This window comes from Shewanella marisflavi, from assembly GCF_002215585.1.
Classification (GTDB): domain Bacteria; phylum Pseudomonadota; class Gammaproteobacteria; order Enterobacterales; family Shewanellaceae; genus Shewanella; species Shewanella marisflavi.
In genome coordinates this window covers 1,088,231-1,112,861 of the sequence record NZ_CP022272.1, presented here as the reverse complement: position 1 = coordinate 1,112,861, position 24,631 = coordinate 1,088,231, and the positions used below count along the sequence as shown (strand labels likewise).

General features: G+C 50.5%; 25 protein-coding genes and 7 tRNA genes. 13 read left to right on the top strand and 19 right to left on the bottom strand.

Features of this window, described 5'->3' with window-relative positions:
• Positions 1–108: 108 nt before the first annotated feature.
• The 4 genes from CFF01_RS04985 (at position 109) to CFF01_RS19120 (ending at position 3,220) form a co-directional block, all read left to right on the top strand.
• Complete coding sequence (locus tag CFF01_RS04985) at positions 109–489, top strand: VanZ family protein (RefSeq protein WP_088904073.1); 381 nt, start codon at positions 109–111, stop codon at positions 487–489.
• Positions 486–1,439: a ketopantoate reductase family protein gene (locus CFF01_RS04980; RefSeq protein WP_088904072.1), complete on the top strand. Its 954-nt coding sequence runs from the start codon at positions 486–488 to the stop codon at positions 1,437–1,439. Before CFF01_RS04985 ends, CFF01_RS04980 begins: the two co-directional genes overlap by 4 nt.
• Positions 1,440–1,595: 156 nt before the next feature.
• Positions 1,596–3,107 carry a sodium-dependent transporter gene (locus CFF01_RS04975; RefSeq protein WP_033537359.1) on the top strand — a complete coding sequence of 504 codons (1,512 nt, stop codon included), beginning with the start codon at positions 1,596–1,598 and terminating at the stop codon, positions 3,105–3,107.
• Positions 3,104–3,220 carry a MetS family NSS transporter small subunit gene (locus CFF01_RS19120; protein ID WP_140946870.1) on the top strand — a complete coding sequence of 39 codons (117 nt, stop codon included), beginning with the start codon at positions 3,104–3,106 and terminating at the stop codon, positions 3,218–3,220. Before CFF01_RS04975 ends, CFF01_RS19120 begins: the two co-directional genes overlap by 4 nt.
• 29 nt (positions 3,221–3,249) lie before the next feature.
• Here CFF01_RS19120 and CFF01_RS04970 read toward each other — a convergent pair whose 3' ends face one another.
• On the bottom strand, positions 3,250–4,134 hold the full coding sequence (locus tag CFF01_RS04970; protein ID WP_088904071.1) for a LysR family transcriptional regulator: 885 nt from the start codon (positions 4,132–4,134) through the stop codon (positions 3,250–3,252).
• Between the two features lie 152 nt (positions 4,135–4,286).
• Here CFF01_RS04970 and CFF01_RS04965 point away from each other — a divergent pair, with 152 nt between their 5' ends.
• The 5 genes from CFF01_RS04965 (at position 4,287) to CFF01_RS04945 (ending at position 10,114) form a co-directional block, all read left to right on the top strand.
• Positions 4,287–4,646: a DUF413 domain-containing protein gene (locus CFF01_RS04965; protein WP_033537357.1), complete on the top strand. Its 360-nt coding sequence runs from the start codon at positions 4,287–4,289 to the stop codon at positions 4,644–4,646.
• A gap of 3 nt (positions 4,647–4,649) precedes the next feature.
• The gene (gshB, locus tag CFF01_RS04960; protein ID WP_033537356.1) at positions 4,650–5,684 is read left to right on the top strand and encodes a glutathione synthase; all 1,035 of its coding nucleotides are present in this window, start codon (positions 4,650–4,652) and stop codon (positions 5,682–5,684) included.
• Positions 5,671–7,662 carry a flavohemoglobin expression-modulating QEGLA motif protein gene (locus CFF01_RS04955; RefSeq protein ID WP_088904070.1) on the top strand — a complete coding sequence of 664 codons (1,992 nt, stop codon included), beginning with the start codon at positions 5,671–5,673 and terminating at the stop codon, positions 7,660–7,662. Before gshB ends, CFF01_RS04955 begins: the two co-directional genes overlap by 14 nt.
• Before the next feature lie 208 nt (positions 7,663–7,870).
• On the top strand, positions 7,871–8,551 hold the full coding sequence (locus CFF01_RS04950) for a phosphatase PAP2 family protein (RefSeq protein WP_088904069.1): 681 nt from the start codon (positions 7,871–7,873) through the stop codon (positions 8,549–8,551).
• Positions 8,552–8,674: 123 nt separating this feature from the next.
• Positions 8,675–10,114: a methyl-accepting chemotaxis protein gene (locus CFF01_RS04945; RefSeq protein ID WP_088904068.1), complete on the top strand. Its 1,440-nt coding sequence runs from the start codon at positions 8,675–8,677 to the stop codon at positions 10,112–10,114.
• A gap of 119 nt (positions 10,115–10,233) precedes the next feature.
• Here the strand turns inward: CFF01_RS04945 and CFF01_RS04940 are convergent, their stop codons facing one another.
• From CFF01_RS04940 to CFF01_RS04920, 5 genes are all read right to left on the bottom strand, one after another.
• Complete coding sequence (locus CFF01_RS04940) at positions 10,234–11,772, bottom strand: AbgT family transporter (protein WP_088905877.1); 1,539 nt, start codon at positions 11,770–11,772, stop codon at positions 10,234–10,236.
• Between the two features lie 192 nt (positions 11,773–11,964).
• Complete coding sequence (gene kdsA, locus CFF01_RS04935; protein ID WP_033537351.1) at positions 11,965–12,813, bottom strand: 3-deoxy-8-phosphooctulonate synthase; 849 nt, start codon at positions 12,811–12,813, stop codon at positions 11,965–11,967.
• Positions 12,814–12,886: 73 nt separating this feature from the next.
• A complete protein-coding gene (locus CFF01_RS04930; RefSeq protein WP_088904067.1) occupies positions 12,887–14,140 on the bottom strand; it encodes a DUF819 family protein in 1,254 nt (417 codons plus the stop codon).
• Positions 14,141–14,276: 136 nt separating this feature from the next.
• Positions 14,277–15,065, bottom strand: coding sequence for a transglutaminase family protein (locus CFF01_RS04925; protein ID WP_088904066.1), 789 nt, complete (start codon positions 15,063–15,065; stop codon positions 14,277–14,279).
• Positions 15,065–15,451, bottom strand: coding sequence for a SirB2 family protein (locus CFF01_RS04920; RefSeq protein ID WP_033537348.1), 387 nt, complete (start codon positions 15,449–15,451; stop codon positions 15,065–15,067). The genes CFF01_RS04925 and CFF01_RS04920 overlap by 1 nt, the downstream gene beginning before the upstream one ends.
• Positions 15,452–15,572: 121 nt before the next feature.
• On the opposite strand from CFF01_RS04920, the gene CFF01_RS04915 reads away from it, so the two are divergent.
• Positions 15,573–15,998 carry a GNAT family N-acetyltransferase gene (locus CFF01_RS04915; RefSeq protein ID WP_088904065.1) on the top strand — a complete coding sequence of 142 codons (426 nt, stop codon included), beginning with the start codon at positions 15,573–15,575 and terminating at the stop codon, positions 15,996–15,998.
• Positions 15,999–16,074: 76 nt separating this feature from the next.
• Here the strand turns inward: CFF01_RS04915 and CFF01_RS04910 are convergent, their stop codons facing one another.
• From CFF01_RS04910 to hemA, 4 genes are all read right to left on the bottom strand, one after another.
• Positions 16,075–16,317: a hypothetical protein gene (locus tag CFF01_RS04910; RefSeq protein WP_088904064.1), complete on the bottom strand. Its 243-nt coding sequence runs from the start codon at positions 16,315–16,317 to the stop codon at positions 16,075–16,077.
• Positions 16,318–16,502: 185 nt separating this feature from the next.
• Positions 16,503–17,345, bottom strand: coding sequence for a peptide chain release factor N(5)-glutamine methyltransferase (gene prmC, locus CFF01_RS04905; RefSeq protein WP_033537345.1), 843 nt, complete (start codon positions 17,343–17,345; stop codon positions 16,503–16,505).
• A 38-nt stretch (positions 17,346–17,383) separates the two neighbouring features.
• Positions 17,384–18,469 (bottom strand): peptide chain release factor 1, encoded by a 1,086-nt coding sequence (gene prfA / locus CFF01_RS04900; RefSeq protein ID WP_033537344.1) that lies wholly within the window; start codon positions 18,467–18,469, stop codon positions 17,384–17,386.
• 13 nt (positions 18,470–18,482) lie between these two features.
• Positions 18,483–19,733, bottom strand: a complete 1,251-nt coding sequence (gene hemA / locus CFF01_RS04895) for a glutamyl-tRNA reductase (protein WP_033537343.1) — start codon at positions 19,731–19,733, stop codon at positions 18,483–18,485.
• 370 nt (positions 19,734–20,103) lie between these two features.
• Here hemA and lolB point away from each other — a divergent pair, with 370 nt between their 5' ends.
• From lolB to CFF01_RS04880, 3 genes are all read left to right on the top strand, one after another.
• Positions 20,104–20,709 (top strand): lipoprotein insertase outer membrane protein LolB, encoded by a 606-nt coding sequence (gene lolB / locus CFF01_RS04890; RefSeq protein ID WP_232479509.1) that lies wholly within the window; start codon positions 20,104–20,106, stop codon positions 20,707–20,709.
• Complete coding sequence (gene ispE, locus CFF01_RS04885; RefSeq protein WP_088904062.1) at positions 20,699–21,553, top strand: 4-(cytidine 5'-diphospho)-2-C-methyl-D-erythritol kinase; 855 nt, start codon at positions 20,699–20,701, stop codon at positions 21,551–21,553. The genes lolB and ispE overlap by 11 nt, the downstream gene beginning before the upstream one ends.
• Before the next feature lie 64 nt (positions 21,554–21,617).
• Positions 21,618–22,565: a ribose-phosphate pyrophosphokinase gene (locus CFF01_RS04880; RefSeq protein WP_041407381.1), complete on the top strand. Its 948-nt coding sequence runs from the start codon at positions 21,618–21,620 to the stop codon at positions 22,563–22,565.
• Positions 22,566–22,642: 77 nt separating this feature from the next.
• On the opposite strand, the gene CFF01_RS04875 is transcribed toward CFF01_RS04880, so the two are convergent.
• From CFF01_RS04875 to CFF01_RS04835, 9 genes are all read right to left on the bottom strand, one after another.
• On the bottom strand, positions 22,643–23,050 hold the full coding sequence (locus CFF01_RS04875; RefSeq protein ID WP_088904061.1) for a hypothetical protein: 408 nt from the start codon (positions 23,048–23,050) through the stop codon (positions 22,643–22,645).
• Positions 23,051–23,062: 12 nt separating this feature from the next.
• Positions 23,063–23,551, bottom strand: a complete 489-nt coding sequence (locus CFF01_RS04870; RefSeq protein WP_088904060.1) for a hypothetical protein — start codon at positions 23,549–23,551, stop codon at positions 23,063–23,065.
• 178 nt (positions 23,552–23,729) lie between these two features.
• Positions 23,730–23,814 (bottom strand) — tRNA-Leu (locus CFF01_RS04865).
• A 54-nt stretch (positions 23,815–23,868) separates the two neighbouring features.
• A tRNA-Gln gene (locus tag CFF01_RS04860) sits at positions 23,869–23,943 on the bottom strand.
• Positions 23,944–23,989: 46 nt separating this feature from the next.
• Positions 23,990–24,074 (bottom strand) — tRNA-Leu (locus tag CFF01_RS04855).
• Positions 24,075–24,210: 136 nt separating this feature from the next.
• Positions 24,211–24,287: transfer RNA gene (locus CFF01_RS04850), tRNA-Met, on the bottom strand.
• Positions 24,288–24,307: 20 nt separating this feature from the next.
• Positions 24,308–24,382, bottom strand: a tRNA-Gln gene (locus tag CFF01_RS04845).
• A gap of 25 nt (positions 24,383–24,407) precedes the next feature.
• A tRNA-Gln gene (locus CFF01_RS04840) sits at positions 24,408–24,482 on the bottom strand.
• Positions 24,483–24,530: 48 nt separating this feature from the next.
• Positions 24,531–24,615, bottom strand: a tRNA-Leu gene (locus CFF01_RS04835).
• Positions 24,616–24,631: the final 16 nt, after the last annotated feature.

Below are 24,631 nucleotides of genomic sequence, written 5' to 3'. Positions count from 1 at the left end.
CTCAGACAGGCATTCGCCAAAAATTCTTGGCAAAACCAAGGGCGTTTCTTAATGACTTTAAGGTGACATTTTCCTATGATTGGCAAAACCACTTAACTGAAGCGACTCGTGAATTCTCGAAAAACCTTTTTTAAAATAGCGCTACTTCTCACCATCATAGTGATCAGCTACCTGGTATTCTCTCGCCCTAACTACCCTCAAGTGATCCCTCACATGGATAAGGTTGGCCATCTGGGCAGTTTCTTCTTTCTGGCGCTATTAACCCATCTTGCTTTCGAGCCCAAGTGGTACAGTCTGGCTGGTATATTGGCCGGGTACGCCCTGTTTATCGAGCTGGTACAGTCGCGCCTGCCCTACCGCAGCGCCTCCAGCGCCGATTTTATTGCCGATATGGTGGGCGTTTTGCTCTTCTATTTCGGCCTCTGGCTCTATCGCCGCTATATTAAGGCCAGCGTGATCACCAAAACGGGAGCCAACAGCCAGCCATGAAATCTGCGGCGACCTCTCTTCTAGGCGACTCTCAGGGCGAGTTACAAGGTGAAATAGTGATCCTCGGAGCAGGCGCGATAGGTCAGCTGATCTTCCACCAGCTTTCGGCCCATGATCTCAAGCCAGTATTGATGGCAAGAGAGGGGCTCGCCGCAAGTCAAAGCTTAACCTTCACCGATTTAAACGGCGTCACCATTGAGCGAGAGGCTCGCCTTATCGATAGCTCAGCCCTAAATGCCTGCAAACTGCTGATCGTCTGTGTCAAGGCTTATCAAGTCGAGGACGCCCTGCTGCCATGCCTTGATAACTTAAATCCCCAGGCCCATATCTTACTGCTTCACAACGGCCTAGGGCCCCACCAGCAGCTCGCCGATAAGCTAAATGGTCGAGGCTTAAGCCTGGGGACCACTTCTCAGGGAGCGTTGAGGCTGGCCAAGTGGCAGATAAGACAAACTGGTGCGGGTCTAACTCAACTGGGTCACGCACAGGGGCCGGCTTTGCCAGCAGCGACACGCCAAGCCTTACTAAGAGCTATCGCTAATAGTCAGTGGTGTGAGCCCATTCTGCCTATGCTGTGGCAGAAACTCGCCATCAACATCGCTATCAACCCGCTGACCGCCATCAATGACTGTCACAACGGTGACCTGGCCGATGAGCATTATAGGCCAAGCATCTTAAGGCTTATCGACGAGGTGGTGACAGTGGCAAGCGCCGAGCAAATCCCGCTCGACAAAACTGAGCTAATTGAACGTGTATATCAGGTGATAGCGCTAACGGCCAGTAACTACTCCTCCATGCATCAGGACATTCATCACGGTCGCCAGACAGAGATAGAAGCGATCACAGGTTATCTGCTTCGCCGCGCCGAAAGCCATGGCATAGCAACACCTGAAAACCTGGCAATCTACCAGCAACTGAAAGCAGTAGAACGCCAAGCCGTCAAGCAATAGAGAACCACGCAGCAATTCCCGTGCTAAAGCGCTAACATCTTGACCCTATTGGTCGAACGCACAATATAACCCTGCATAATCTGTGGAAATTTCCGCTCTCACCTGAGTATTAAGGTCTAGAATTATCTGTACAAGGCGCAGGGCTTGAGGTGATAGATGAAGCGAGAGCAGTGGAACTCTAGGGTAGGTTTTATTTTGGCTGCCGTCGGCTCAGCTATTGGCCTGGGTAACATCTGGCGCTTCCCCTATATGGCCTATGAAAATGGTGGCGGCGCCTTCTTTATTCCTTACCTGTTTGCCATGATAACCGCTGGTATCCCCTTTATGATTATGGAGTTTAGCCTGGGCCATAAGATAAAGAAGACCTCGCCACGCATCTTCGCCCAGCTAGGACACACCCTAGGCATAAAACTCGAATGGCTCGGCTGGTTTCAGGTGTTTATTGCCGCGGTGATCGCCGTCTACTATGTCGCCGTCATCGGCTGGACTCTCTCCTATCTCGGCTTCTCCTTCAGCCAGGCTTGGGGCGATAATCCTAACGACTTCTTCTTTAATCAGTATCTTAAACTGGGCAACAACTCGCCGTCCCATCTCGGAGAATTTCAGCTGGGCATTGCTCTCTCCATGAGTATCGCCTGGCTGATGACCTTCCTCGCCGTCTTTAGCGGGGTAAAGGGGGGAATTGAACGAGCCAACAAGATCATGATGCCCATACTGTTTATCATGGTGCTGGTGCTGATCGGCCGTATATTGTTTCTGCCAGGGGCACTGTCTGGGCTCAACTATCTGTTTGAACCTGACTTTAGCCGCCTGCTCGATGCCCAGGTCTGGTCTGCAGCCTATGGGCAGATCTTCTTTACCCTCAGTGTTGGCTTTGCCATCATGCTGGCCTACTCCAGCTATCTGCCGACCAAGGCTGACATCAATAACAACGCCTTTATGACGGTGCTGATCAACTGCGGCTTCTCTATTTTAGCGGGTATCTTAATCTTCGGTGTGCTGGGCTATATGGCCGAGGAGCAGATGAAGCCACTGACTGAGGTGGTGAGTTCAGGCATAGGACTGGCTTTTGTCACCATCCCCACCGCCATCAACTTGATGCCGGCGCCCTATATTCTCGGGCCCCTCTTCTTTATCGCCTTGGTGATCGCCGGGCTAAGCTCCCATATCTCTATCATAGAAGCGGTCACCAGCGCCGTTATCGACAAGTTTCATCTGCCACGAAAAGTAGCGGCGATACTGGTGTGTAGCCTAGGCTATCTGGTCTCCATGGCGTTTGCGACCAATGGCGGTCTCTTACTGTTGGATCTGGTGGACTACTTTATTAACAATATTGCTCTCTTGCTCAGTTGTTTGGTCGAGCTGCTGATCATCACTTGGTTATTAAAGGTCACGGTTATCCACCAACACGCCAACGAAAGTTCTGAGTTTAAGGTGGGCAGCTGGTTTGTGATCTGCCTGCGCTTTATCAGCCCAGCGATCTTAGCCACCATATTAATGAAGAATCTCTACAACACTTTGGTCGATGGTTATGGCGACTATCCGATAGCCGATCAATTGATCTTAGGCTGGGGCTTGGTGGGCACCATGCTTTTCTTCGCCATACTGATCAACTTCACCAGCAAATCGCCAGGCTATCCAGATCAACACCCAGGAGGTAAAAGATGAGCCAGAGTGCCTTTATCATGATGTTGTTTGCCTTGGCGCTCACCTGGGGTGGCGCCGCCCTGTGTATCGCCATTGCCATCAAGCGCAAACAAAAAGAGGAGGCCGACGATTAGCCGGTCCCCTCTCATCCAATCCAAGAAGGTTAACCCAGTTGACCTATCTGCTGCAGGCTAAAGGCCGTTAGTGGATCGATCTCCTTAACCAGTTCCTCAATCTTGATGATCGCCTCAAGGGATCCACTGTCTTTGCGATAGGAAAGATAGATGGGGCGGTTCCAGGGCTCGACCCCTTCGACCCGATAAAGCTGTTTAGATTGTAAAAATGGCTCAACGATCGACAGCGGCAGATAAGCCGCCCCCGCCTTATCCAAGATAAAATCCAGCGCGATACGTCCGGTGGAGGTTCTTAAATAAGGTGGTGGCATACGATAGTGACGCTCGGCATGCTCCGAAGCGAAACGTGTTCCCCAATCCACATAAACATATTTTTGACTCAGCGCCTGGGCCTGATCGCAAGGCTGGGTAGAAACCAGCACCAGAATAAGATCGGCCACCTGCTTACACACCAACTCCTCCGACTTAAGCGGGTCGAACGCGAAGGCCATATCTAAGGTGCGCTCCAGCAGGTTTCGGTTTAACTGTTCACGACTGAGCGCCTCGGCCAGAAAGCCATAACCGCCGAAGGCATCGGTCACCTTACTCAGGCAGTGCTGAAGGTAGGCATCCCAGATATTGGGAGTACCTGCCATGGTCAACTGCAACGCCTTGTGATTGGTCAAAGCCAGCTCGTTCTTTGCCTGCTCTAAAGTACTCACCATCACCTCAGCATAAGGCACCAGACGCTCACCCGAAGTGGTAAGCTGTATGCTATTGCGGTTGCGCACAAATAGGGCGGAATCGAAGAAGGATTCCAGCTGCTTAATTCGGGCACTCACCGCCGCCTGAGTGATATAAAGATTCTCCGCCGCACGGCCGAAATGACGGGTTCTGGCCACTTCTAGAAAGGTTTTAAATACTTTGACGTCCATTTTATTCTCTCAGTCAATTTCACCGAGAGAATAACAACTAATCCTAATGGTGACGATAAAAAAGTTTTGTTTCTCTTTTGACGACAAAAATCATAATTTCGCGATCGAAAAACCCTGTAGTTACAGCGTTGCTATCACAGTGAGAGGTTGTTATGTCAGAAGAGTCATTTCGTTTTGGTCAAAAGCGTTTTTTTGATGACAAAAACTTTCCCCGCGGCTTTAGTAAGTCCGGAGAGTTTACCTTGTCTGAAGCTGAATTGTTGAGCCTATATGGCGACACTATGCAAGCCTTTGAAGCAGGCGATCTTGAGCCTGAAACTGCAGAGGAAAAACACTTTGTTAAGGTCCTAAAACACCCCAACAAGGCTAATACCAAGCTTGAGCATGTATGGTTGAAATACACCAAGCTTACCCGAGAGCCAAAAAAGTTCCACACCCTAAACAGCACGAATAACAAGCGTGTTGATCAGTTTGAGTATGTGGAATCTCACCCTGAAGATGAGGTTGCTTAAAGAATGCACATCTGCTTTTTGATGTACCCGTGGGAGCGTATCGATCCAGAGAGCGATACCACCCTAAGATTAGTTCATGAGTGCGCGCAGCGTGGTCATACCGTTGCCATCACCACGACCAGTGGGCTGACCATTCGTGACAGTAGTGTCTACGGGTTTTGTCAAATCATCAAAAAAGGGATGAAAATATCGGATAACATTCCACGTTTTTACCGCTCCGCCGAATTTCATAAAGCGCGCCTGCCCATGGCTGGCTTTGATTGTATTTTTATGCGCGCTAACCCACCGCTGGATAATCTGGCGTTAAATTTCTTAGATTCGGTCAAAGGCGACACCCTGATCATCAATGATCTTGAAGGCCTCAGGGTCGCCAACAACAAACTTTACACCGCCAGCATGAGCGGTGCCGCGAGCCAATATATTCCCACCACCCATGTGTCGAAAAATCGCGACTACCTGCAAAGGGTGCTGGAAGAAAGTGACAGCGATAAGATGATCCTTAAGCCCCTCAATGGCTTCGGTGGTCATGGCGTTATCGTGATCGAAAAAAGCGCTCGCCAAAATTTCAGCTCGCTGCTGGACTTCTACATAGGCACTGAAGAGCAGAGCAACTATGTGATTCTGCAGGACTATATCGAAGGTGCAGAAGAGGGTGACAAGCGCATTCTGATGCTCAATGGTGAACCCATTGGCGCCATGCGCCGTGTCCCTGCCAGTGGCGAGTTTAGATCTAACGTCCACGCCGGTGGCAGCGTGGTCAAACACACTATTACACGTGAAGAACGTGAACTGTGCGCCGCCATTGGCCCTAAACTGATGCGCGACGGCCTCTACTTTACGGGTCTGGATGTGATCGGTAATAAGTTGGTTGAGGTTAACGTGCTCAGCCCAGGCGGCATCACGCGTATCAACAAGCTTAACCGCGTACGACTGCAAAAGCAGGTGATCGATTTCGCCGAAAATATCATCAACTCCAAAGAGCTATTGATGCAACGTAAGAGTGCATATCGTCAAGCGGTAGAAAATGCAAACCTATAGTCTCGACCAAATGCTCTCCCTGATTAAACGCGGGGAGACATTTTCAGGCCAGCTGGCCTCCTCCGGCTGCGTTATCACCATCCAAGAGTATCTGCCCGTTGTGTGCACCGCGATCCACGCGGGGCACAACTTGCGCCCCGAGCTGATAAAGTTATGTCAGCTCAGTGCCGAGGAACGTTACTTCGAAGAAGATCCCTTTACCGATGAGGTTATTGCCTCTCAGCCGATCACGCTGGCGGGCTGCGATTCGCGCTTCGAGTACGATCTCAATCGCCCTAAGAGCCTGAGTACCTATTACAAATCCGCCTGGATGAAGCAGGTATGGCGCAAGCCGCTAAGCGCTAAACAGCGCGCCATCAGTCACGCCAAGCATCAGGAGTTCTATCAACTCTACGAGGCACTGATCGCCAAGTTAGAGAGTATGTTCGGCATGGTCGTCGTGTTCGATCTGCATTCTTACAACTACAAGCGCATCGAAAAGCCGACGCCAGTATTTAACATAGGCACCTCGCAGATCGATATGGAGCGCTGGGGTAGCGTAGTGCACAAGTTCAAGCGCGAGCTGAAAACCATCACCCTACCCAATGTAGAGGTGGATGCCGAGCTGGATGTGGCCTTCGAGGGCCGCGGCTATCTGATCGCCCACACCAACGCCCGCTTCGACCGCACCTTAGTGCTGCCGACGGAGATCAAAAAGGTGTTTATGGATGAGTTGACCGGCGAGGTCTATCCCATAGTACTGGACGATCTCAAGCTTGGACTGAAGAACGCCTTTAGCGCCACCAGCGCCTACTTTCAGCGTAAGCTCAATCGTCAAAGCAAGACCCGCCGCGCCGACATGCTCAGCAGTGCCATCGAACCAGAGGTGCTGGAGATAGATGCCGCCCTGTTCCGCCTGGCGCAGAAGGTCGACACCTTAAAGTATGTCAATCCGACCAACCTGGCGGCCGAACGTCGACGCTTCATGAAGGCGCCGAGTCGCTATAAGCCTAACTTTGCCTATCGTCAGCTGCCAATAGACGCTAACGAATTTAAGTACCGTCTCTACCGTCTGCCCATAGATAATATCGCCGATCCCGCGCTTAAGCAGCTCTACAAGGATATCGTCAATAAGCTGGGCGAGCAGATAGATCTGCTCACCAGTGTCGGCCAGGAGGGTTTTGTCTATAACTCTCTACGTTATCATGGCCGGCCACAGCCAAGTGCCATCGCTAACGCCAAGTTCCTGTTATATGCCAAGGAGATCCCGGAAGATAAGGGGCCTGCCCTTGAACCTCAGCAAGTGTGCCAGATGATGAAACAGCGCGCCGAGCAGTGGGATATGCGCTGTAAGATAGGCCTTAGCGGCACCATAGTTGCCCGTGCCATGGTGAGCTCAAATCCTGCCCAGCTGGCGATCAGCAGCCATGCCCAATTTCATCAGAGCGAAGTGCAGCGCTTGATCCAGCATGAGCTGGGGGTACATATGGCCACCACGCTTAACGCCAAGCAGCAATCCCTTAAGGTCTTACGTCTGGGACTACCAGGCTCAACCTATACCCAGGAAGGGCTTGCCATCTTAGCAGAGCTCAAGGCAGGCTTTATGGCGCACTCACGCCTGAATACCTTGGCATGTCGAGTCTTGGCGGTGGACTCTATGCTGAAAGAGCAGGACTTCTACCTCACCTATTGCTACCTGATAGATGAACTGGAGATGGATAAGGACGACGCCTTTGTGACCACGGCCCGCGTCTATCGCGGCGGCGGCTTCACTAAGGATCACCTCTATCTAAGCGGCTTCCTGGAGATGCTGCATCTATCTCATACTCGCAGCCTGGACAACCTCCTTGTGGGCAAGACCAGTGTGCAGTATTTGGATCTGCTCGATGAGCTGGTGCAGCGGGACTGGCTTGTGCCTCCTAAGTATAACTTCTTCCCGAGCAGTAACTTAGAAGAGAGCCCCAGCCTCAACTATCTGATAGAGAGCCTGCGCAGCTAATCGCCCATTATCGCGGCCAGGCCTTGCCCGGTCGCGATAACTCTACCCAAAAGCAAATTCTGCCCAAAAGCAAATACTGCCAAAGCATTGCCGCTTATATCTGCGAGTGGCCACTGGGCTACTCAGAATGTGAATTAGCATGCTTTGCATGCGAGCGCTTTTGCCTTAGGCTGGAGCTTCCCATCATGACAAGAACCGCTAGCCGAGCATGTTAAAACACCTATTTCCCAACACTCTTAAAAATGCACTGATTCTCTACACACTACTGATTGCTTTGGTGCTGATTTGTGTACTGTTTGTCGATCGACCTCTGGCGGAGCTGATGCACGCCCAGCAGTTGTCGAGCACATGGTTAAAAGCTCTAAGCAAGACCCCGCTACTGCTGGAATTTTTGGCAGGCCTCACCATCTTCGCCTGTATTAGCGAAAGATTTCGATCAAGGTTTCAAGCACTGGCACTTGAGCTTACCTTCACTCTGATACTGGCATTTTCGCTGCGCTGGCTTGGTAAGATACTATTTGGCCGAACCTGGCCTGAAAGTTGGTTTAAACTCGGCGATAGGCTAAACCCCTCGTGGATTGCAGACAAGGTAGAGGCATTTCACCCCTTTGCCCAGGGGCAAGCCTACGACTCCTTTCCCTCAGGCCATGCTCTGCTCACCTTCGCCCTCGCCTTTACCTTCTGGCGCCACTCGCCCAAGTTGATGCCACTATGGCTAGGCTGTATGGCTGCCGTCATCGCCGGGCAATTAAGTCTCAACTATCATTACCTAGGGGATCTGCTGGCAGGAGCAAGCTTTGCCCTACTCGCCAGTCAGCTGTCGCTCAGCCTGCATCACAAACTCAGGCTATTCATCCGTCAGCATAATGAGTCTGACGGCAAGCCATAGGTGTAAAAAAACGTTAAACCAGCCTGTATTTATTAGCAAAAAGGGCGTAATTTTAAATGTGTTGCCCTATTTTGTTCTACTAATGCCTAAGGCCTCAGCCTTAGTTTAAGACGGAAAAAAACTATGAGAGAAGTGAATTTTCGCACCATAGATAAACTCTTCATCAAGATGTCTATCAACGATAAATTTTGGGTCATTGGCACGCTGTTTTTCATCGCCATCACCTTTTTAGGCGTCAACCGCTATCAGGAGAGTATCGACAAGATAGAGCAGGCGTCTGTCATGGCCCTCGAAGGTGAGCTCACGGGCATGATACGAGCCCTCGAGGCCAGCGGCCAAACGGACAAATTTGCCAGCCTCAATATACAATCCAGCGGACAAGCGAAATCTAGCCGCAACCAAGACAGTGTCACCGCAGTGGTTCGCAGCAGCGCCGGACAAAACCTGTCTCTGACACAGAATGTCGCCAGTCAGGAGCGCGAGGCCAAACAATCGGCACTATACAGCCTGCTGCTCACCTATCTCTGGCTAATCCCCTTCTCTATTCTGCTCTACTGGAACGCGACCTTTATTGGCGGCGCGCTCTGGGTACTGTGGACGACCACTAAGAATATCGCCAAGGGCGATCTCACCTCTCGCCTAGGTTTTCACCCTGGCCGCGATGAGTTTGGCACCATAGGTTGCGCCCTGGATAATGCCATGGACACCCTCACCGAGCTTGTGGTCACGGTGAAAGAAAATGCCGAGACCCTGCATGCCACCGCCAGCTCTTTTGCAGCGGAAAATCAGGAGAGCGAGCGTCAGATCGAGCAGCAATACCAGTCACTCGACTCGGTAGCGACCGCCATGGAGGAGATGACGGCCTCTGCTGGTGAAGTCTCTAACATCTCCAATAGCTCGGTAGAAAAAGTGGAGCAGAACTCACAATCTGTCCGCCAAAGCTATGAGCGCGTGCAGCGCGCCATTAAGGATATCGAGCAGCTCTCAGGCTTTATCGAGCAGACCTCCGACTCGGTCAGCACTCTGAAGATCAACGCCACTAAGATTAATGAGGTGATCACCACCATCAACGCCATCTCAGAGCAGACTAACCTGCTGGCGCTCAACGCTGCCATTGAGGCGGCCCGCGCAGGTGAAATGGGCCGCGGCTTCGCCGTTGTCGCTGACGAGGTAAGAACCCTGGCCAGCCGCACTCAGTCTGCCACGGTAGAAATCCAGGCGATGATTGAAAATCTGCAGCAGGAAACCAATAACATAGACAACATCACCCAGCGCACCGTTAAGCAGGCCGAATCCAGTCAGTCGTTGATCACTGAAATAGGCACAGATGTCAGCTCCATTAACGAATCATCGCAATCGGTTATCGATATGAGCTTCCAGATCGCCGCGTCTTCCGAAGAGCAGAGCGCAGTGGCTAACGACATCGCCTCAGAACTGAGTGAAATTAGGCAGCAGGCCAATGTCATTAAAGAGCTGGCAAACCAATCATCAATTGGCGTGAGTCAGCTGTCCCAAGCCTCTGAGAGTCTTGGTAAAATCCTCGCACGTTACCAGACCGCCTAAATAAAAGGTAAGGTATAAAAAATGGCCGCCATGCTAACCCTGGGCGGCCATTTTTAATGCTCAGGTTTAAAGCCTGTATCAGCCGCCTTTAAGAGAGACGGCGACACTTAGGCTGTAAATTAATAGATATAACTTGCCCCTAAGCCAAGTGGGATCCCCAGCGACCAATAGAGCAGCAACCAAGCACTCCAGATAGTGAGCAAGGCCAAGCTGAATGGCAGCATCATAGAGATTAAGGTCCCTATGCCAATCCCTTTAACGTAGCGCTGGCAGTAGACCACTACCAAGGGGAAATATGGCATCAAAGGGGTAATAATGTTCGAGCTAGAGTCACCAACGCGATAGGCAGCCTGGGATAAGTCAGGGCTAATATTCAACTGCATCAACATGGGGACAAGTACCGGACCAATTAGCGCCCACTTGGCAGATGATGAGCCGACAAAAAGGTTCACGAAGCCGACCAAGATAATCATACCCACTATGGTGACTTCGGCCGAAAGGTTCATCGCCTTTAGCGCGCCAGCGCCCTCTACGGCAATAAGCGCCCCAAGATTTGAGGCAGAAAAAGCAGCCACAAACTGGGCACAGAAAAACGCCATCACGATATAGTGCGCCATACCGCTCATGGATTTTGACATCGCCTGCACTACATCAGCTGAGCTGCTAAATGTCTTAGTCAGATAACCAAACACGACCCCAGGTAAGACGAAGAAGAGAAAGATCAGCGGCACGATCGATTGCATCAAAGGCGCACTAAAACTGGTCAATGAGCCGTTAGCATCCCTAAGAGTCGATGTTTCCGACAGGGTCAGAGAAAAGAAACCAGCAATCGCAAGCAACATCACCACAGTGGCAATACGAAAAGCTTTCAATTCTGCTTCTGTGGTTTGCTCCATCGCAGGAATATCCACCTGATCCCGCGCCACCTTATGGGTGCGGTTTAACCTAGGCTCAAGCACCTTATCGGTGAGATACCAGATCAACAAAGTGATGGGAATACAAGAAGAAGCGGCAAAGAACCAGTTGTTCAGCGGGTTGATTCGTATATCCGGATCGACGATTTGCGCTGCCGATTGGGTAAAGCTCTGTAGTAGAGGGTCTATGCCTGAGGGAATAAAGTTAGCGCAAAAACCACCTGATACGCCGGCAAATGCCGCCGCTATCCCAGCCAACGGGTGTCGCCCAACGGTAAAGAAAATCACCCCGGCCAAGGGAATCACTACCACATACCCGGCATCTGTCGCGGTATGAGAAATAATCCCCACCAATACCACCGCAGGCGTAAGCAATTTGGCAGGTGTGACTTTCAACATCTGTTTCAGCGCGGTATTGATATAACCAGAATGTTCTGCAACACCGACACCCAGCATGGCGACCAGGACAACCCCCAAGGGAGCAAAGGCGGTAAAGGTCGATACCATGGAGGTTAGAAAGTGAGTAAGTGCTTCACCACTGAGCAAATTGCTCACCTGAATTGGCTCATTGGAGCGAGGGTCTATCGCCTCGAAGCTCACACCGGATAACAGCCAGGAAAGGCCCCACACGGTAAAGAGCAACATCAGAAACAGCATCGCCGGATCTGGTAACTTGTTGCCCACACGTTCAATGCCATCCAATGCTCTTCCCAGCATGCCTGGCGCTTTATCATTACTTGCCATCATTCTACCCTTCTGATTTATAACGCCGATTTTTTAACTAATCGGCTTTCTTAATATAGCAACAGGATACAAACTGAGGCTGTAATCAACCTTAAATCACAGACAGAAAAAAGCCCCACTCAATGAGCGAGGCTTACGATGCAGCAACTTTTACTTGCTGATGTCTATTTGCTAGTGTCTATTTGCTGGTGACTACTTGCTGGTGTCAATCGGTGCGAAAGATTTCACCAGATCATCAATAGCCTTCATCTGAGTGAGATAATTTTCGAGCTGATGCAGTGGCAATGCACAAGGGCCATCACACTTAGCATTGTCAGGATCGGGATGGGCTTCGATAAACAGACCGGCCAAGCCAAGTGCCATACCGCTACGGGCCAGCTCTGTGGCCTGAGCACGACGACCACCTGCGCTGTCGGAACGTCCACCAGGACGCTGCAGTGCATGAGTCGCATCGAAGATCACTGGATAACCCGACTGCTTCATCTCGTCCATACCCAGCATATCGACAACCAGGTTGTTATAGCCAAAACAAGAACCGCGCTCACACAGGATGATCTCATCATTGCCCGCTTCATTGAACTTTGTGATGATGTGGCGCATCTCATGTGGGGCCAAAAATTGCGGCTTCTTCACATTGATAATCGCGCCGGTCTTAGCCATGGCCACTACGAGATCGGTTTGGCGCGCCAGGAAGGCAGGCAGCTGAATGATATCCACGACCTCGGCCACAGGCTGGCACTGATGTGTCTCGTGTACATCAGTGATCAAGGGGAGATTAAAGGTATCTTTAATCTCCTGAAAGATCTTCAATCCCTCTTCCATGCCTGGACCACGGTAAGAGTTAACCGACGAGCGGTTAGCCTTGTCGAATGAGGCCTTAAACACATAAGGGATCCCCAGCTTCTGAGTAACTTCCGCATAGGTCTCTGCAATCTGCATGGCCAGGTCGCGAGACTCGAGCACATTCATGCCGCCAAACAAAACAAACGGCTTATCGTTTGCAATTTCAATGCTACCTAACTTTATGGTCTTATTACTCATTGCTACTTCTCTCTTAAGTTGCCGGGCCATACCCGGCATGAATCAACTGAATCTTATCGGGCGGATCACCTGATTATAGCGCGACCACCTGCAATATTTGCCCACATAACCACGCCATATAAGTGCCTACAGCATAGCCTAATACCGCCAGGAGTACACCGACCGGGGCCAGCGCAGGATGGAAGGCTGCGGCGACAACAGGTGCCGAAGCGGCGCCGCCCACGTTAGCCTGGCTACCCACCGCCATGTAAAACAGCGGCGCGCGAATCAACTTGGCCACCAGCAACATAAAGCTAGCATGCACTACCATCCAGATAATCCCGATGGCGAAATACCAAAGGTTGGCCGGATCAAACAGCTTAAATACATCCATATGCAGACCGATTGTCGCCACCAGAATGTACAGGAAGGCCGAGGCGACCTTGGAGGCACCAGCAGCTTCCAAGTGACGCACTGGCGTGAAAGACATGGCCAAGCCTATGGTGGTAACGGTAACGATCAACCAGAAGAATTTAGAGGTCAGGCTGTAATCGCGCGTCCAAGGATAATTTGCTTCAAAGAAGGGCCCGAGAAAATCGGCGATCATGTGGGCAAGACCGGTAATACCAAAGCCTACGGCCACGATCATCATAAGGTCTCTCAGGCTGGGAATACGCGCGTTTTCGGCGTGATACTTTTCAACCTTCTGCTTGAGTGTCTCGATAGCACGAGTATCGGCGCCGGTCCTGGCATCGATCTCTTTGGCCTTTGAGGCCATAAACAGCAGTACTGCCATCCAGATATTGGCGACAATCACATCCACTGTCACCATGATAGAGAAGATGCTGCCGCCCGCCTCATAGATCTCCTTCATCGCCGCCTGGTTGGCGCCGCCGCCAATCCAGCTACCGGCCAGCGTGGTCATACCGCGCCAAACCGCATCGGGTCCGCTGACACCCAGCACCTCAGGGTTGATAGCCGAGATGATCAGCAGCGCGATAGGCCCACCGATCACTATGCCTACGGTACCGGTCAGGAACATCACTATCGCCTTGGGTCCCAGGCTTAAGATCGCCTTGAGATCGACACTTAAGATCAACAGTACCAAACAGGCGGGTAACAGATAACGGGAGGCCACGTAATAAAGATTCGAGGTATCACCGTCGAGAATATTGAATGAATTCAGTAACGAGGGAAGAAAATAACAAAGCAGTAAGGCGGGGATAAATCGGTAAAACTTAACCCAAAAAGGATGTTGGCTACTGTTGGTGTAAAATACGAAGCCTAAAATAATCGCCAGTAGCCCCAGGCCCGTGGCGTCATTGGTCACTAATGCGGTACTACTCATTTCATCTCCCTTAGTATTTATTATTCTGTATTCGTTATTTATTGTTGTAGTTATATGGGTGGCCACGGCATCACAGTGGGGATGCGGGCTTTATCTTTTGCCCCGCGAGAGGCCTTCCCGGCCTCGACGCTAAGGGTTAATGATAGACCTCAACCTCATCGTTGAGCTCTTTTAATTGCAACTTGACCAGTTCGGTCACAGGATCGTGAGGGCTATTGTCGACAAAGTGTCTCAGATCCGCTGCCGCGACACTGATACAGCCTAGCTGCTGGGCAATAAAGGCCCTTTCACGATTCAGGTTTAAATCATCTTTATGCCACTGTAACAGCAAGTTACAGCACTCCATCGCACTCTCAAACTGACTGGCCAATATGGCACCGGCTTTCAGTTCATGGAGCATACGCGACAGCAGGCGCTTTAGGCTCGCAGCCTTCAAATAGCGCGGCTTAAATGGCGCGCCATTACCCAGCTCTCCACGTACCAATACATGCAGCTGGTGACGCGTAAGGGATTTACCGGTCAGAGGATCGATATAACGCACCACATCATCCAAACGACAAGCCAGCACAGTCGTGCCAGGCAGTAGCAGAGGTTGCAATACCAGATCCAGCTGTTTACCCAGCAGCATCAGCACTGTCGCCAGTGTGGTACTGTTACCCTGACGCGTGGTAATACAGGTCGCCAGATCGGCCGCTTCGATACTGAAGTAAGAATCTCGGGCGCAAAAGCCCAGGTCCTGATAAAACCAGTTCAGCAGCGCATCCAGACGTGCCTCTCTGTCCACCAGGTAATGGCTTAACACTGAGCCAGCCAATTCATACCAAGCCCACTTAGCGGCTTCCTTATCGGAAAACCCTAAGTGAGTAGAGATGTCAAACGCACTCTCAGGCAAGGAGAGTTCATCTTTTAGGATCGGATTTGTCATTAGCTCATTAATATTGCTTGTTTAAACATCGCTAGCTTAGCGGCGTACATCACCCAAGCCAGAGCGCCTAAGGCGGCAAAAGTCTTGAAAAGTTTGTTGCGATTTGCCTTCATCGCTATGGTTGCCAGGAAGATATAGGCAAAGACGGCACCGATCTTCTCGGTTAACCAGGCATCCTGAAACGGATACTGCTTAATGATGAAACATAAAGCTAAACCAGATAGGAGCAAGAAGGTATCGATAACATGGGGGGCTATCTTAACAAATTTCTTCTCCATAATGGCAGATTGCTTAAGATGCAGCGCAAAACGTACAATAAAAAACAGCACGCTCACGGCAATTAAGGTGAGGTGAATATGCTTAATAGCTGGGTATAAACTGTCCATTGTCTCTTCTTTAGTGGCTCGCAAAGGCGCTAGTGTACCCGATCAAAGGCCGAGGCACCAATATCGTACTGAGAATATCTAAGTTAAATGGACACAATCATTTTCAATAAGAGAAGGCATTTTGAAAACACTACAGGACACTCGTTTAATACGTGATGACTCGGCCGAATTCGCCGAGACGGTTAAACAGAAAATCGCTGAATTTAACTGGCAACATTGGGAGGTTAGCGAGCGCTTACCGCTAGGTTTAAAGCTGGAAAATGAGGCTGGAGAGCTGATAGCCGGTCTGTCGGCGCGCACCTTCGGCAACTGGCTAATGATAGATAACTTCTGGGTCAGCGAAGCACTAAGAGGAAAAGCTATCGGCAGCAAGATGTTGGCCGAAACCGAGCGCATTGCCAAAGAACGAGGCTGTGTCTATGCCATACTCGACACCCTAAACTTTCAAGCTAAGCCTTTCTATGAGGCCAGAGGCTATCGACTGGAATGGACACAAAAAGCCTATCCGGCAACGGGCTGTAAGTATTTTATGACCAAGACTCTCTAGTAGATTGAGCATCAGGGCGGTGGTGTTGATTTCAAGCACTTCAAGCCATTGCCCCTGGTGACCTGCTGCGCTGAAATTACTGCTCTTGAGCTTCCTTTAACGCCTTGGCACGTTTATCAGCCTCCTCCTGCATCAAGGTGTTCATCTCCTTCTCGAAGTCGGCTATCTCCTCGGGCCGAGTCGGCACCTTAGGGCCCGCGCCTTGGGTTGCCTCCAAAGCCGCCTCAGTCTGCTCGCTGAGCAGTGGTTGCTTTCCAAGTTGCTGATAATACAGGAAACCAAGGATCAATAAGGCCAGTAACATAACGATCATCTTCATGCAGTTCTCCTCACGACGTCACGGCGAGCGTCCCCGCCGCTGCCTTTTTACTTGCTAAATTATGGCCTACCGACTGCGCCGATAACAATCTAGATGAAAACTCAACTATTTTTCCTAAGGCAAAAACAGAAACGCCACGGGGTAAACCCATGGCGCTTGTGATTTGGACTTAGGACACTCAACGGCTATCTTGGCCAGCGACCCAAGGTACACCTGTCGTTACTGCCAAAATCTCGCACCGTCGACACCGCCTCATAACCCAGTTCGATCATCTTATCACGCACAGTGATCGCCTGGCCGAAGCCATGCTCAAGCAGCAGATAACCGCCTGGTGCCAAATAATCCCGGGCGGCCGTGGCAATGTGGAAGAGATCCGCATAGCCATGTTCCCCCGCCGTCAGGGCGCTGTGGGGTTCAAACCTCACATCCCCTTGAGACAGATGCTCATCTTCCTCATCGATATAGGGCGGATTGGAGACGATCAGGTTGAAGTCATAGTGAGTAATGGCGTCAAACCAATCACTCTGCAGCACCTCAACCTGAGGCAGCTTGAGATTGTCCCGGTTCGCTTTGGCAAGCACCACTGCTTCGAGCACCTTATCGACCGCGGTGATCTGCCAGTTACTGCGCTCAAAAGCCAGCGACAAAGCGATAGCCCCGGTGCCCGTGCCCAAATCCAACACTTTGGCGTTATCGGCCAGCGGCAGGTTAAGGGCGGTTTCAACCAAGATCTCAGTATCTGGGCGCGGGATCAACGTGGTGGGGTTGACCATGAAGGGCAAGGACCAAAACTCACGCTCTCCGACGATATGTGCGATAGGAGTCCCCAGCAGACGACGCGCGACCATCTGCTTATATTCGGTGACCTGCTCGCTGGTCAGGCGTTCGTCTGGCCAGGTATAGAGATGAGTGCGCTGCTTATGAATAACATGCAGCAACATCACCTCAGCATCGAGCTTGGCACTGTCAGACACATCCTGTAGTCGAGTCGAGGCCCACTCAAGGGCCTGTGCTAACGTTTGAAACAAAGAATTTCCTTAATTACCCAGCGGCAATGCAAGCAGGATTAGCCTTCGGAAAGGGCTGCTAACATGTCGGCTTGGTTTTCCTGCATCAAGGGGCCTAGGATGGCATCGAGATCCCCTTCCATTACCTCGTTGAGGCGATAAAGGGTCAGGTTGATTCTGTGCTCACTCACACGTCCTTGAGGGAAGTTATAGGTACGCACACGCTCTGAACGGTCACCACTGGCCACCAAGTTACGGCGAGTCGATTCCTCTTCGCTACGGCGCTTCTCATCTTCGACAGCTTGAATACGGGCCGCCAAGACGCTCATGGCCTGGGCGCGGTTTTTATGCTGTGAACGTTGATCCTGACATTCTACGACTATGCCCGATGGAATATGGGTAATACGAATAGCAGAATCTGTCTTGTTAACGTGCTGACCACCGGCGCCCGAGGCGCGGAAGGTATCGACCTTCAAGTCAGCAGGATTGATCTCAATCGCTTCGGCTTCTGGGATCTCAGGCATCACGACTACGGTACAGGCAGAGGTATGTACGCGACCTTGAGATTCTGTTTCTGGTACACGCTGCACGCGATGTCCGCCAGACTCAAACTTGAGCTTACCGTAAACACCGTCGCCAGAGACTTTGACGATAATCTCTTTAAAGCCGCCATGTTCGCCTTCGTTGGCGTTCATGATCTCCATCTGCCAACGATTTGCTTCACAGTAACGGCTGTACATGCGGAAAAGGTCGCCCGCAAAGATTGCCGCCTCGTCACCACCGGCACCGGCACGGATCTCAAGGAAGGCGTTGTTATCATCTTTAGGGTCTTTAGGCAGCAAGAGGATCTGCAGTTCACTTTCCAAGGTCTCCAGAGTCGCCTTGGCTTCTTTGATCTCTTCCTGAGCCATCTCTTTCATATCGGCGTCATCTTCGGCAAGCATCTCTTGCGCTGAGGCGAGGTTCTCTTCAGCCTGACGATAAGCTTGAAAGCTTTTGACGACATCTTCGAGTTGAGCATACTCTTTGGACAGAGCGCGAAAACGCTCCTGATCGGCGATGATTTCCGCATCACTCAGCAGCGCCAAAACTTCTTCATTACGCTCAAGCAAGCCTTCGAGCTTGCGAATAACACTGTCCTTCATTACAACGCTAACCTTAGTCTTTATCTAGTCCGAGCGCTGCTCTTAATTGTCCAATGGTATTGAGGTCACCACGGCGACTCGCCTGGGTGAGCGCTTGGGTCGGCGCGTGGATCAACTTATTGGTTAACTTATTCGCCAGTTCCAGTATTAGCTGTTCGCTATCACCACCCTGGGCCAATTTATTGATTGCTCGCTCAACCAACTCATCTTTGATCGCCATACTCTGGCTTCGGTATTCACGAATGCTATCGACCGACTCTAACGATCGAATCCATTCCATGAATTGATGAGATTCCTCTTCAACAATTAATTCAGCTTTCTCGGCCGCCTCACGTCTGGAGGCCATATTCTGTTCAATGATGCTTTGCAGATCGTCAACCGTGTATAAGAAGGCATCGTCCAGATCGGCAACTTCGGCCTCGATATCTCTAGGAACTGCTATATCAACCAATAACATAGGTTGATGACGACGCTGCTTAAGCGCTTTTTCTACCATGCCTTTACCCAGTATAGGTAATGGGCTGGCGGTAGAGGATATCACGATATCGGCCTTAGGGAGAAAATCTGGTATCTGTTCGAGCGTAATTGCTGTGGCGCCGAACTCTTCGCACATAGCCTCGGCGCGAGAAATGGTGCGGTTAGCGACTATCATAGAATCGACACCATTGTCTTTTAGATGGCGTGCTACTAGCTCTATCGTCTCACCGGCGCCAATCAGCAGCACCTTAGTGGCACTGAGCGCCGAGAAGATATGTTTAGCCATGCTCACTGCCGCAAAGGCAACGGAAACCGCCGCGGCACCGATTTCAGTCTCGGTGCGCACCTTCTTAGCAACCGAGAAGGTATTTTGAAACAATCTGTCCATGGTCACAGCCACTGTGCCAGCCTCTTTGGCTTTCACAAACGACTGTTTAACCTGACCTAAGATCTGCGGCTCGCCCAGAATGAGCGAATCCAGGCCGGCAGAGACACGCATCAGATGTTGCACCACTTCCTGACCCTGATACTTGTACAGGCATGGCAAGACATCATCGTGGGATAATTGATGATAAGACTCCAGCCAACTGATCACATCCGCCTCATCACCCGTGTTGCAATAGAGTTCGGTGCGATTACAGGTAGAAACGATCACCGCCTCACCTGTCTTAGTCCGACTGGCAAGACTCTTCATTGCTTCATGAATTTTATCAGGCGCAAACGCTACCTTTTCACGTAGGTCTACAGTGGCTGTTTTATGATTAATACCGATTGCTACAAGGCTCATCTGACTCTTTCTGGTCTCTAGGGTCTGTTAATCTTGGGAGTTTATGACTACTGGGGTACTCGCCCGAAATCATCTCACTTAATGGCAGTCATTCTACGCAATTGAATCAACTAAAAACAGAATACGCTTAACAAAACCGAACAATAATCTGGCTTGTCACAACTTTTTTCTATTAAACCTGCAGGCTTAAATCAAGTTCGCGGTCCACTCTGGAAAATTAGCCATTGCTAACCCTAGCCTAGGCTGGCAGGAAATTTAACGATTAGTCATTGGTATTTAATGTCAGCCCTCGTATCATAGGCACCAGTCATTTTAGCAATAGACGAATAATTTGAACTACTTCACAAAAATATCGATAAGCGGTGTAGTCTTGGTCCTGTTGGCACTCTCAGGTTGTGCTTCCCGTCAGCCAACTAGTCTTCTCCCCACCCAAGTAGAACATGCCAGTCAGGCCCATGCCTGGGAACTACAAGGTAAGTTGGCCGTTCGTACTCCAGACGACAAATTCAGCACAAACCTTTACTGGTTTCACACTCAATCCAATGACGAGCTCACCCTAACGACTATGTTAGGCACCACGGTAATGACACTTACCAAGCGTCCAAACCAGGCAACCTTAGCCCTCGATGGCAAGGTCTATCAGGATACCGAGGCGGAGCGCTTGCTCAAGCGTCTCACAGGCTGGTCTATCCCCGTCGACACGCTACCTCTGTGGATCACAGGCCAGATCTCGCCCCAAGATGAGGTGATCACCTTTGATGCGCAAGGCCGCCCACAAGAAGTGCTTAACCACACAGACAATACCCCTTGGCAGGTCAGCTTTAACAGCTGGCAGCAACAAAGCGGCGCAGACGTACCCAGATTATTAACGTTACAACGAGATGAGATTCGTCTGAAACTGCAAGTTAATCAATGGCAAGCTCTAACACCGCACAGCATAACCGACGCGCAATCGGAATCGACAGATGACAAATAACCTCTCTAAGGGCTGGCCGGCGCCAGCTAAACTCAACCTGTTTCTTCACGTCAACGGTCGCCGTCCTGATGGCTACCATGAACTGCAAACCCTGTTTCAGTTTATTGACTACTGCGACTATCTGGATTTTGCCATCAATGAGCAAGGAACCCTTACTCTCCATTCTGAGATGGAAGCTGTTGTCGCAAATAGCGATAACTTAATTCTAAAAGCTGCAAAATCACTGCAGGAGTATACAGGTACTCCCCTCGGCGCCGAGATCTGGCTGGATAAAAAACTGCCTATGGGCGGCGGTATTGGCGGCGGTTCTTCCGATGCAGCCACCACACTGGTCGCCTTGAACCATCTGTGGCAGACCCATTTACCCCAGGAAGAACTGGCCCAAATAGGTCTATCCCTTGGGGCTGATGTCCCTGTTTTTATTAATGGTTTCGCCGCATTTGCCGAAGGTGTTGGGGAAAAGCTAATCCCAGTCGACGCCCCTGAAAACTGGTACCTGATCCTGACGCCTGATGTACACGTTTCCACCGCCGAGGTGTTTAACGATCCGCAACTCCCAAGGGATACACCTAAGTTGTCGATGGACGATTTAATGAGCAGTGACTGGCACAACGATTGCCAACAGAGGGTCGCCGAGCAATACCCCCAAGTTGCCAAAGCATTGGCGTGGCTGATAGAATATGCGCCGTCCAGAATGACGGGAACCGGTGCTTGTGTATTCGGTATCTTTGACACTCGCCAGCAAGCAGAGCAGGTCTTTGCCCAGTTGCCGGCGGCATTGCGCGGTTTTATCGCCAAAGGGACAAATAAATCACCATTAGTGCTGAGATTAGAACAGCGCTAAGATCATGCGGGATAAGCCATTTATCCCGGTCATTACAATGAAGCATACGCCTGAGGTCCATACAGTGCCTGACATTAAACTATTTGCCGGTAACGCCACACCCAGTCTCGCAAAAAAGATAGCAGATCGCCTATTTTGTAAACTCGGAGACGCTGAGGTTGGCGTTTTCAGCGACGGTGAAATCAGTGTCCAGATTAACGAAAATGTACGTGGGGCGGATGTGTTTATCATTCAATCTACTTGTGCACCTACTAACGATAACCTGATGGAACTTATCGTTATGGTAGACGCGTTACGTCGCGCATCTGCTGGCCGTATTACTGCGGTTATTCCTTACTTTGGTTATGCACGTCAAGACCGTCGTGTTCGTAGTGCTCGTGTACCTATTACCGCTAAGGTTGTCGCCGACTTCCTATCAAGCGTTGGGGTTGACCGCGTACTGACTTGTGACCTGCACGCCGAGCAGATCCAGGGCTTCTTCGATGTACCTGTTGACAACGTATTTGGTAGCCCAGTGCTGCTTGAAGATATGCTGGCTAAGCAACTAGACAACCCTGTTGTTGTCTCACCTGACATTGGTGGTGTTGTCCGTGCTCGCGCCGTCGCTAAGCTACTGGACGATTCAGATCTGGCTATCATCGACAAGCGTCGCCCACAGGCAAACGTTGCCCAGGTGATGCATATCATAGGTGACGTACAAGGCCGCGACTGCATCATAGTCGACGACATGATCGACACTGGCGGTACCCTGTGTAAGGCTGCAGAAGCACTTAAAGAGCACGGTGCTAACCGCGTATTCGCTTACGCCACTCACCCAGTATTCTCTGGCAACGCGCCTAAGAACATCGCCGAGTCTGTGATCGACGAAGTGATCGTTACCGACACTATCCCACTAAGTGAAGAGATGGCGGCACTGGATAAAGTGACTCAGCTGACCATGTCTAGCGTGATGGCAGAAGCGATTCGCCGCGTAAGCAACGAAGAGTCTATCTCTGCGATGTTCAAGCACTAATCGCAAGCTTGCTGCTTAACGAAAAAAGCCACTCAATTGAGTGGCTTTTTTGTATCTATCATAATCACATATATGGGTTAGTGAACCGCGCGCCGCAGGGCGTCATCACGAACCAGAAGTGTTAGTTCATAGGCGATAGCACGGCGCAGTTTCACTAACCAGCCAGTGACCTTCTTCATGTCGACGTCACAACTTTTAGTGCAACCTTCGCGTTTGGCATCAAGCAAGGTAACGGCAATTCCCTTATCGCTTTCAACCAGTTCAACATTGATCAAATAAGTTTTGTAATTAAGCCTGGCGAAACGCTTGTCTCCCTGGCGCTCAAAGACCCAATGATTACGGGCAACGGCTTTATCGAGCATGTCATCATAATCGCTCACATAGCTGCCCAGTGGAATGGGATCTTGATAGATGTGCAGGCCCTCAGCCTGTAGCGGGCTGATAAGACTTAGCGTTAATAGCATTCCAAATGTTATCTTCTTCATCTTCATCCTTCCCTAACGCATTTGCAGCTGTCTGGCGATGCTGGCCCTAAGATTTTTAATGTAGTTGTAATAGCCGCGACCATTTTTATAGCAGATCCCATCGATGAGATTGGCGCACTGATAATCTCCTAGCGCGTCCTGATACTTGAGCTGCACCATAGACTCATCGTATTCGATACGCATGACGTTAGTGTCGCCGCGATAATCGAAGCGCGCCAGAATATAGCCCTCGCCCTCACCATCGTACACCCAGGCAAAGCCCTTGGTATTGAGCATGCCCATCAGGATGGCGTAGCGAATCTTTTCTAGCCCTAGGTTATTGGTCTCTATCTCTTGGTGTACGGCGCGAATATAACGATCTGAAGATTTTGGTTTGACGCTCTGCTTTATCGATAAGACACTGGGCTCGGCCAGTACAAATGGACTTAGGGCCAGCAGGCTAAGGCCACAGAGTAAGGTTTTAAGGCTCAAGGTATTCACTCCCTGTGATAAAAAACTCATGCTATCACAAGGCGCTAGCAGCCACCAGCAGCCGACAATTCGCCCTAGCAGAGCCAGATAAAAGAACCGTTTGATACCCTGAAGTAAGCTGAAACAGATACAGGCGAGAGATTTAAGATCCTAACGAACAGACACAAAAAAGCCTGTCACTTGGACAGGCTTTTTTGTATCAAAATAATGGTACGGGAGGAGAGACTTGAACTCTCACACCTTGCGGCACCAGAACCTAAATCTGGCGTGTCTACCAATTCCACCACTCCCGCATCGATTTACATCTGATCAGATGGCTTAGTTTTACATCTTAAGCTAGATAAAAATGGCTGGGGTACTAGGATTCGAACCTAGGAATGCCGAGATCAAAACCCGGTGCCTTACCGCTTGGCGATACCCCAACAAGCTTGGCTTAGATTACAGGCTAAACCTATAACCTCAAAATAATGGTACGGGAGGAGAGACTTGAACTCTCACACCTTGCGGCACCAGAACCTAAATCTGGCGTGTCTACCAATTCCACCACTCCCGCACTGCATCTAGTTTTACATCCTGATAAAGATTCTAGTCATATGTCTGAACCACTAAGGGCTCAACTAACTAGCAAACCTCAAGTTTTACATCTCGAGCAGATGGCGCCGATAACGGCGGATTTACCTGAAATAAGATGGTAGCTATGGCGGGACTTGAACCTGCGACCCCAGCATTATGAGTGCTGTGCTCTAACCAGCTGAGCTACATAGCCACATTTATCTTACTGATAAATGGCTGGGGTACTAGGATTCGAACCTAGGAATGCCGAGATCAAAACCCGGTGCCTTACCGCTTGGCGATACCCCAAGAATCAAGTTAAGCAAGAGGAAAATGGCTGGGGTACTAGGATTCGAACCTAGGAATGCCGAGATCAAAACCCGGTGCCTTACCGCTTGGCGATACCCCAATTTTCTTGCTTAAGACTAAAGGTAGACAACCTCTAGTCAAAAATAAATGGTACGGGAGGAGAGACTTGAACTCTCACACCTTGCGGCACCAGAACCTAAATCTGGCGTGTCTACCAATTCCACCACTCCCGCACTGCTTCATGTTTTA

Coding starts and splice junctions, on each gene's coding strand:
- CFF01_RS04980 (WP_088904072.1), top strand. CDS start 486: ATGAAATCTGCGGCGACCTCTCTTCTAGGCGACTCTCAGGGCGAGTTA.
- CFF01_RS04875 (WP_088904061.1), bottom strand. CDS start 23,050: ATGAAGAAGATAACATTTGGAATGCTATTAACGCTAAGTCTTATCAGC.
- CFF01_RS04955 (WP_088904070.1), top strand. CDS start 5,671: ATGCAAACCTATAGTCTCGACCAAATGCTCTCCCTGATTAAACGCGGG.
- CFF01_RS04965 (WP_033537357.1), top strand. CDS start 4,287: ATGTCAGAAGAGTCATTTCGTTTTGGTCAAAAGCGTTTTTTTGATGAC.
- CFF01_RS04920 (WP_033537348.1), bottom strand. CDS start 15,451: ATGGACAGTTTATACCCAGCTATTAAGCATATTCACCTCACCTTAATT.
- CFF01_RS04870 (WP_088904060.1), bottom strand. CDS start 23,551: ATGAGTTTTTTATCACAGGGAGTGAATACCTTGAGCCTTAAAACCTTA.
- CFF01_RS04940 (WP_088905877.1), bottom strand. CDS start 11,772: ATGGCAAGTAATGATAAAGCGCCAGGCATGCTGGGAAGAGCATTGGAT.
- ispE (WP_088904062.1), top strand. CDS start 20,699: ATGACAAATAACCTCTCTAAGGGCTGGCCGGCGCCAGCTAAACTCAAC.
- CFF01_RS04930 (WP_088904067.1), bottom strand. CDS start 14,140: ATGAGTAGTACCGCATTAGTGACCAATGACGCCACGGGCCTGGGGCTA.
- CFF01_RS04975 (WP_033537359.1), top strand. CDS start 1,596: ATGAAGCGAGAGCAGTGGAACTCTAGGGTAGGTTTTATTTTGGCTGCC.
- gshB (WP_033537356.1), top strand. CDS start 4,650: ATGCACATCTGCTTTTTGATGTACCCGTGGGAGCGTATCGATCCAGAG.
- CFF01_RS04945 (WP_088904068.1), top strand. CDS start 8,675: ATGAGAGAAGTGAATTTTCGCACCATAGATAAACTCTTCATCAAGATG.
- CFF01_RS04925 (WP_088904066.1), bottom strand. CDS start 15,065: ATGACAAATCCGATCCTAAAAGATGAACTCTCCTTGCCTGAGAGTGCG.
- kdsA (WP_033537351.1), bottom strand. CDS start 12,813: ATGAGTAATAAGACCATAAAGTTAGGTAGCATTGAAATTGCAAACGAT.
- prfA (WP_033537344.1), bottom strand. CDS start 18,469: ATGAAGGACAGTGTTATTCGCAAGCTCGAAGGCTTGCTTGAGCGTAAT.
- CFF01_RS04970 (WP_088904071.1), bottom strand. CDS start 4,134: ATGGACGTCAAAGTATTTAAAACCTTTCTAGAAGTGGCCAGAACCCGT.
- CFF01_RS04950 (WP_088904069.1), top strand. CDS start 7,871: ATGTTAAAACACCTATTTCCCAACACTCTTAAAAATGCACTGATTCTC.
- CFF01_RS04910 (WP_088904064.1), bottom strand. CDS start 16,317: ATGAAGATGATCGTTATGTTACTGGCCTTATTGATCCTTGGTTTCCTG.
- CFF01_RS19120 (WP_140946870.1), top strand. CDS start 3,104: ATGAGCCAGAGTGCCTTTATCATGATGTTGTTTGCCTTGGCGCTCACC.
- hemA (WP_033537343.1), bottom strand. CDS start 19,733: ATGAGCCTTGTAGCAATCGGTATTAATCATAAAACAGCCACTGTAGAC.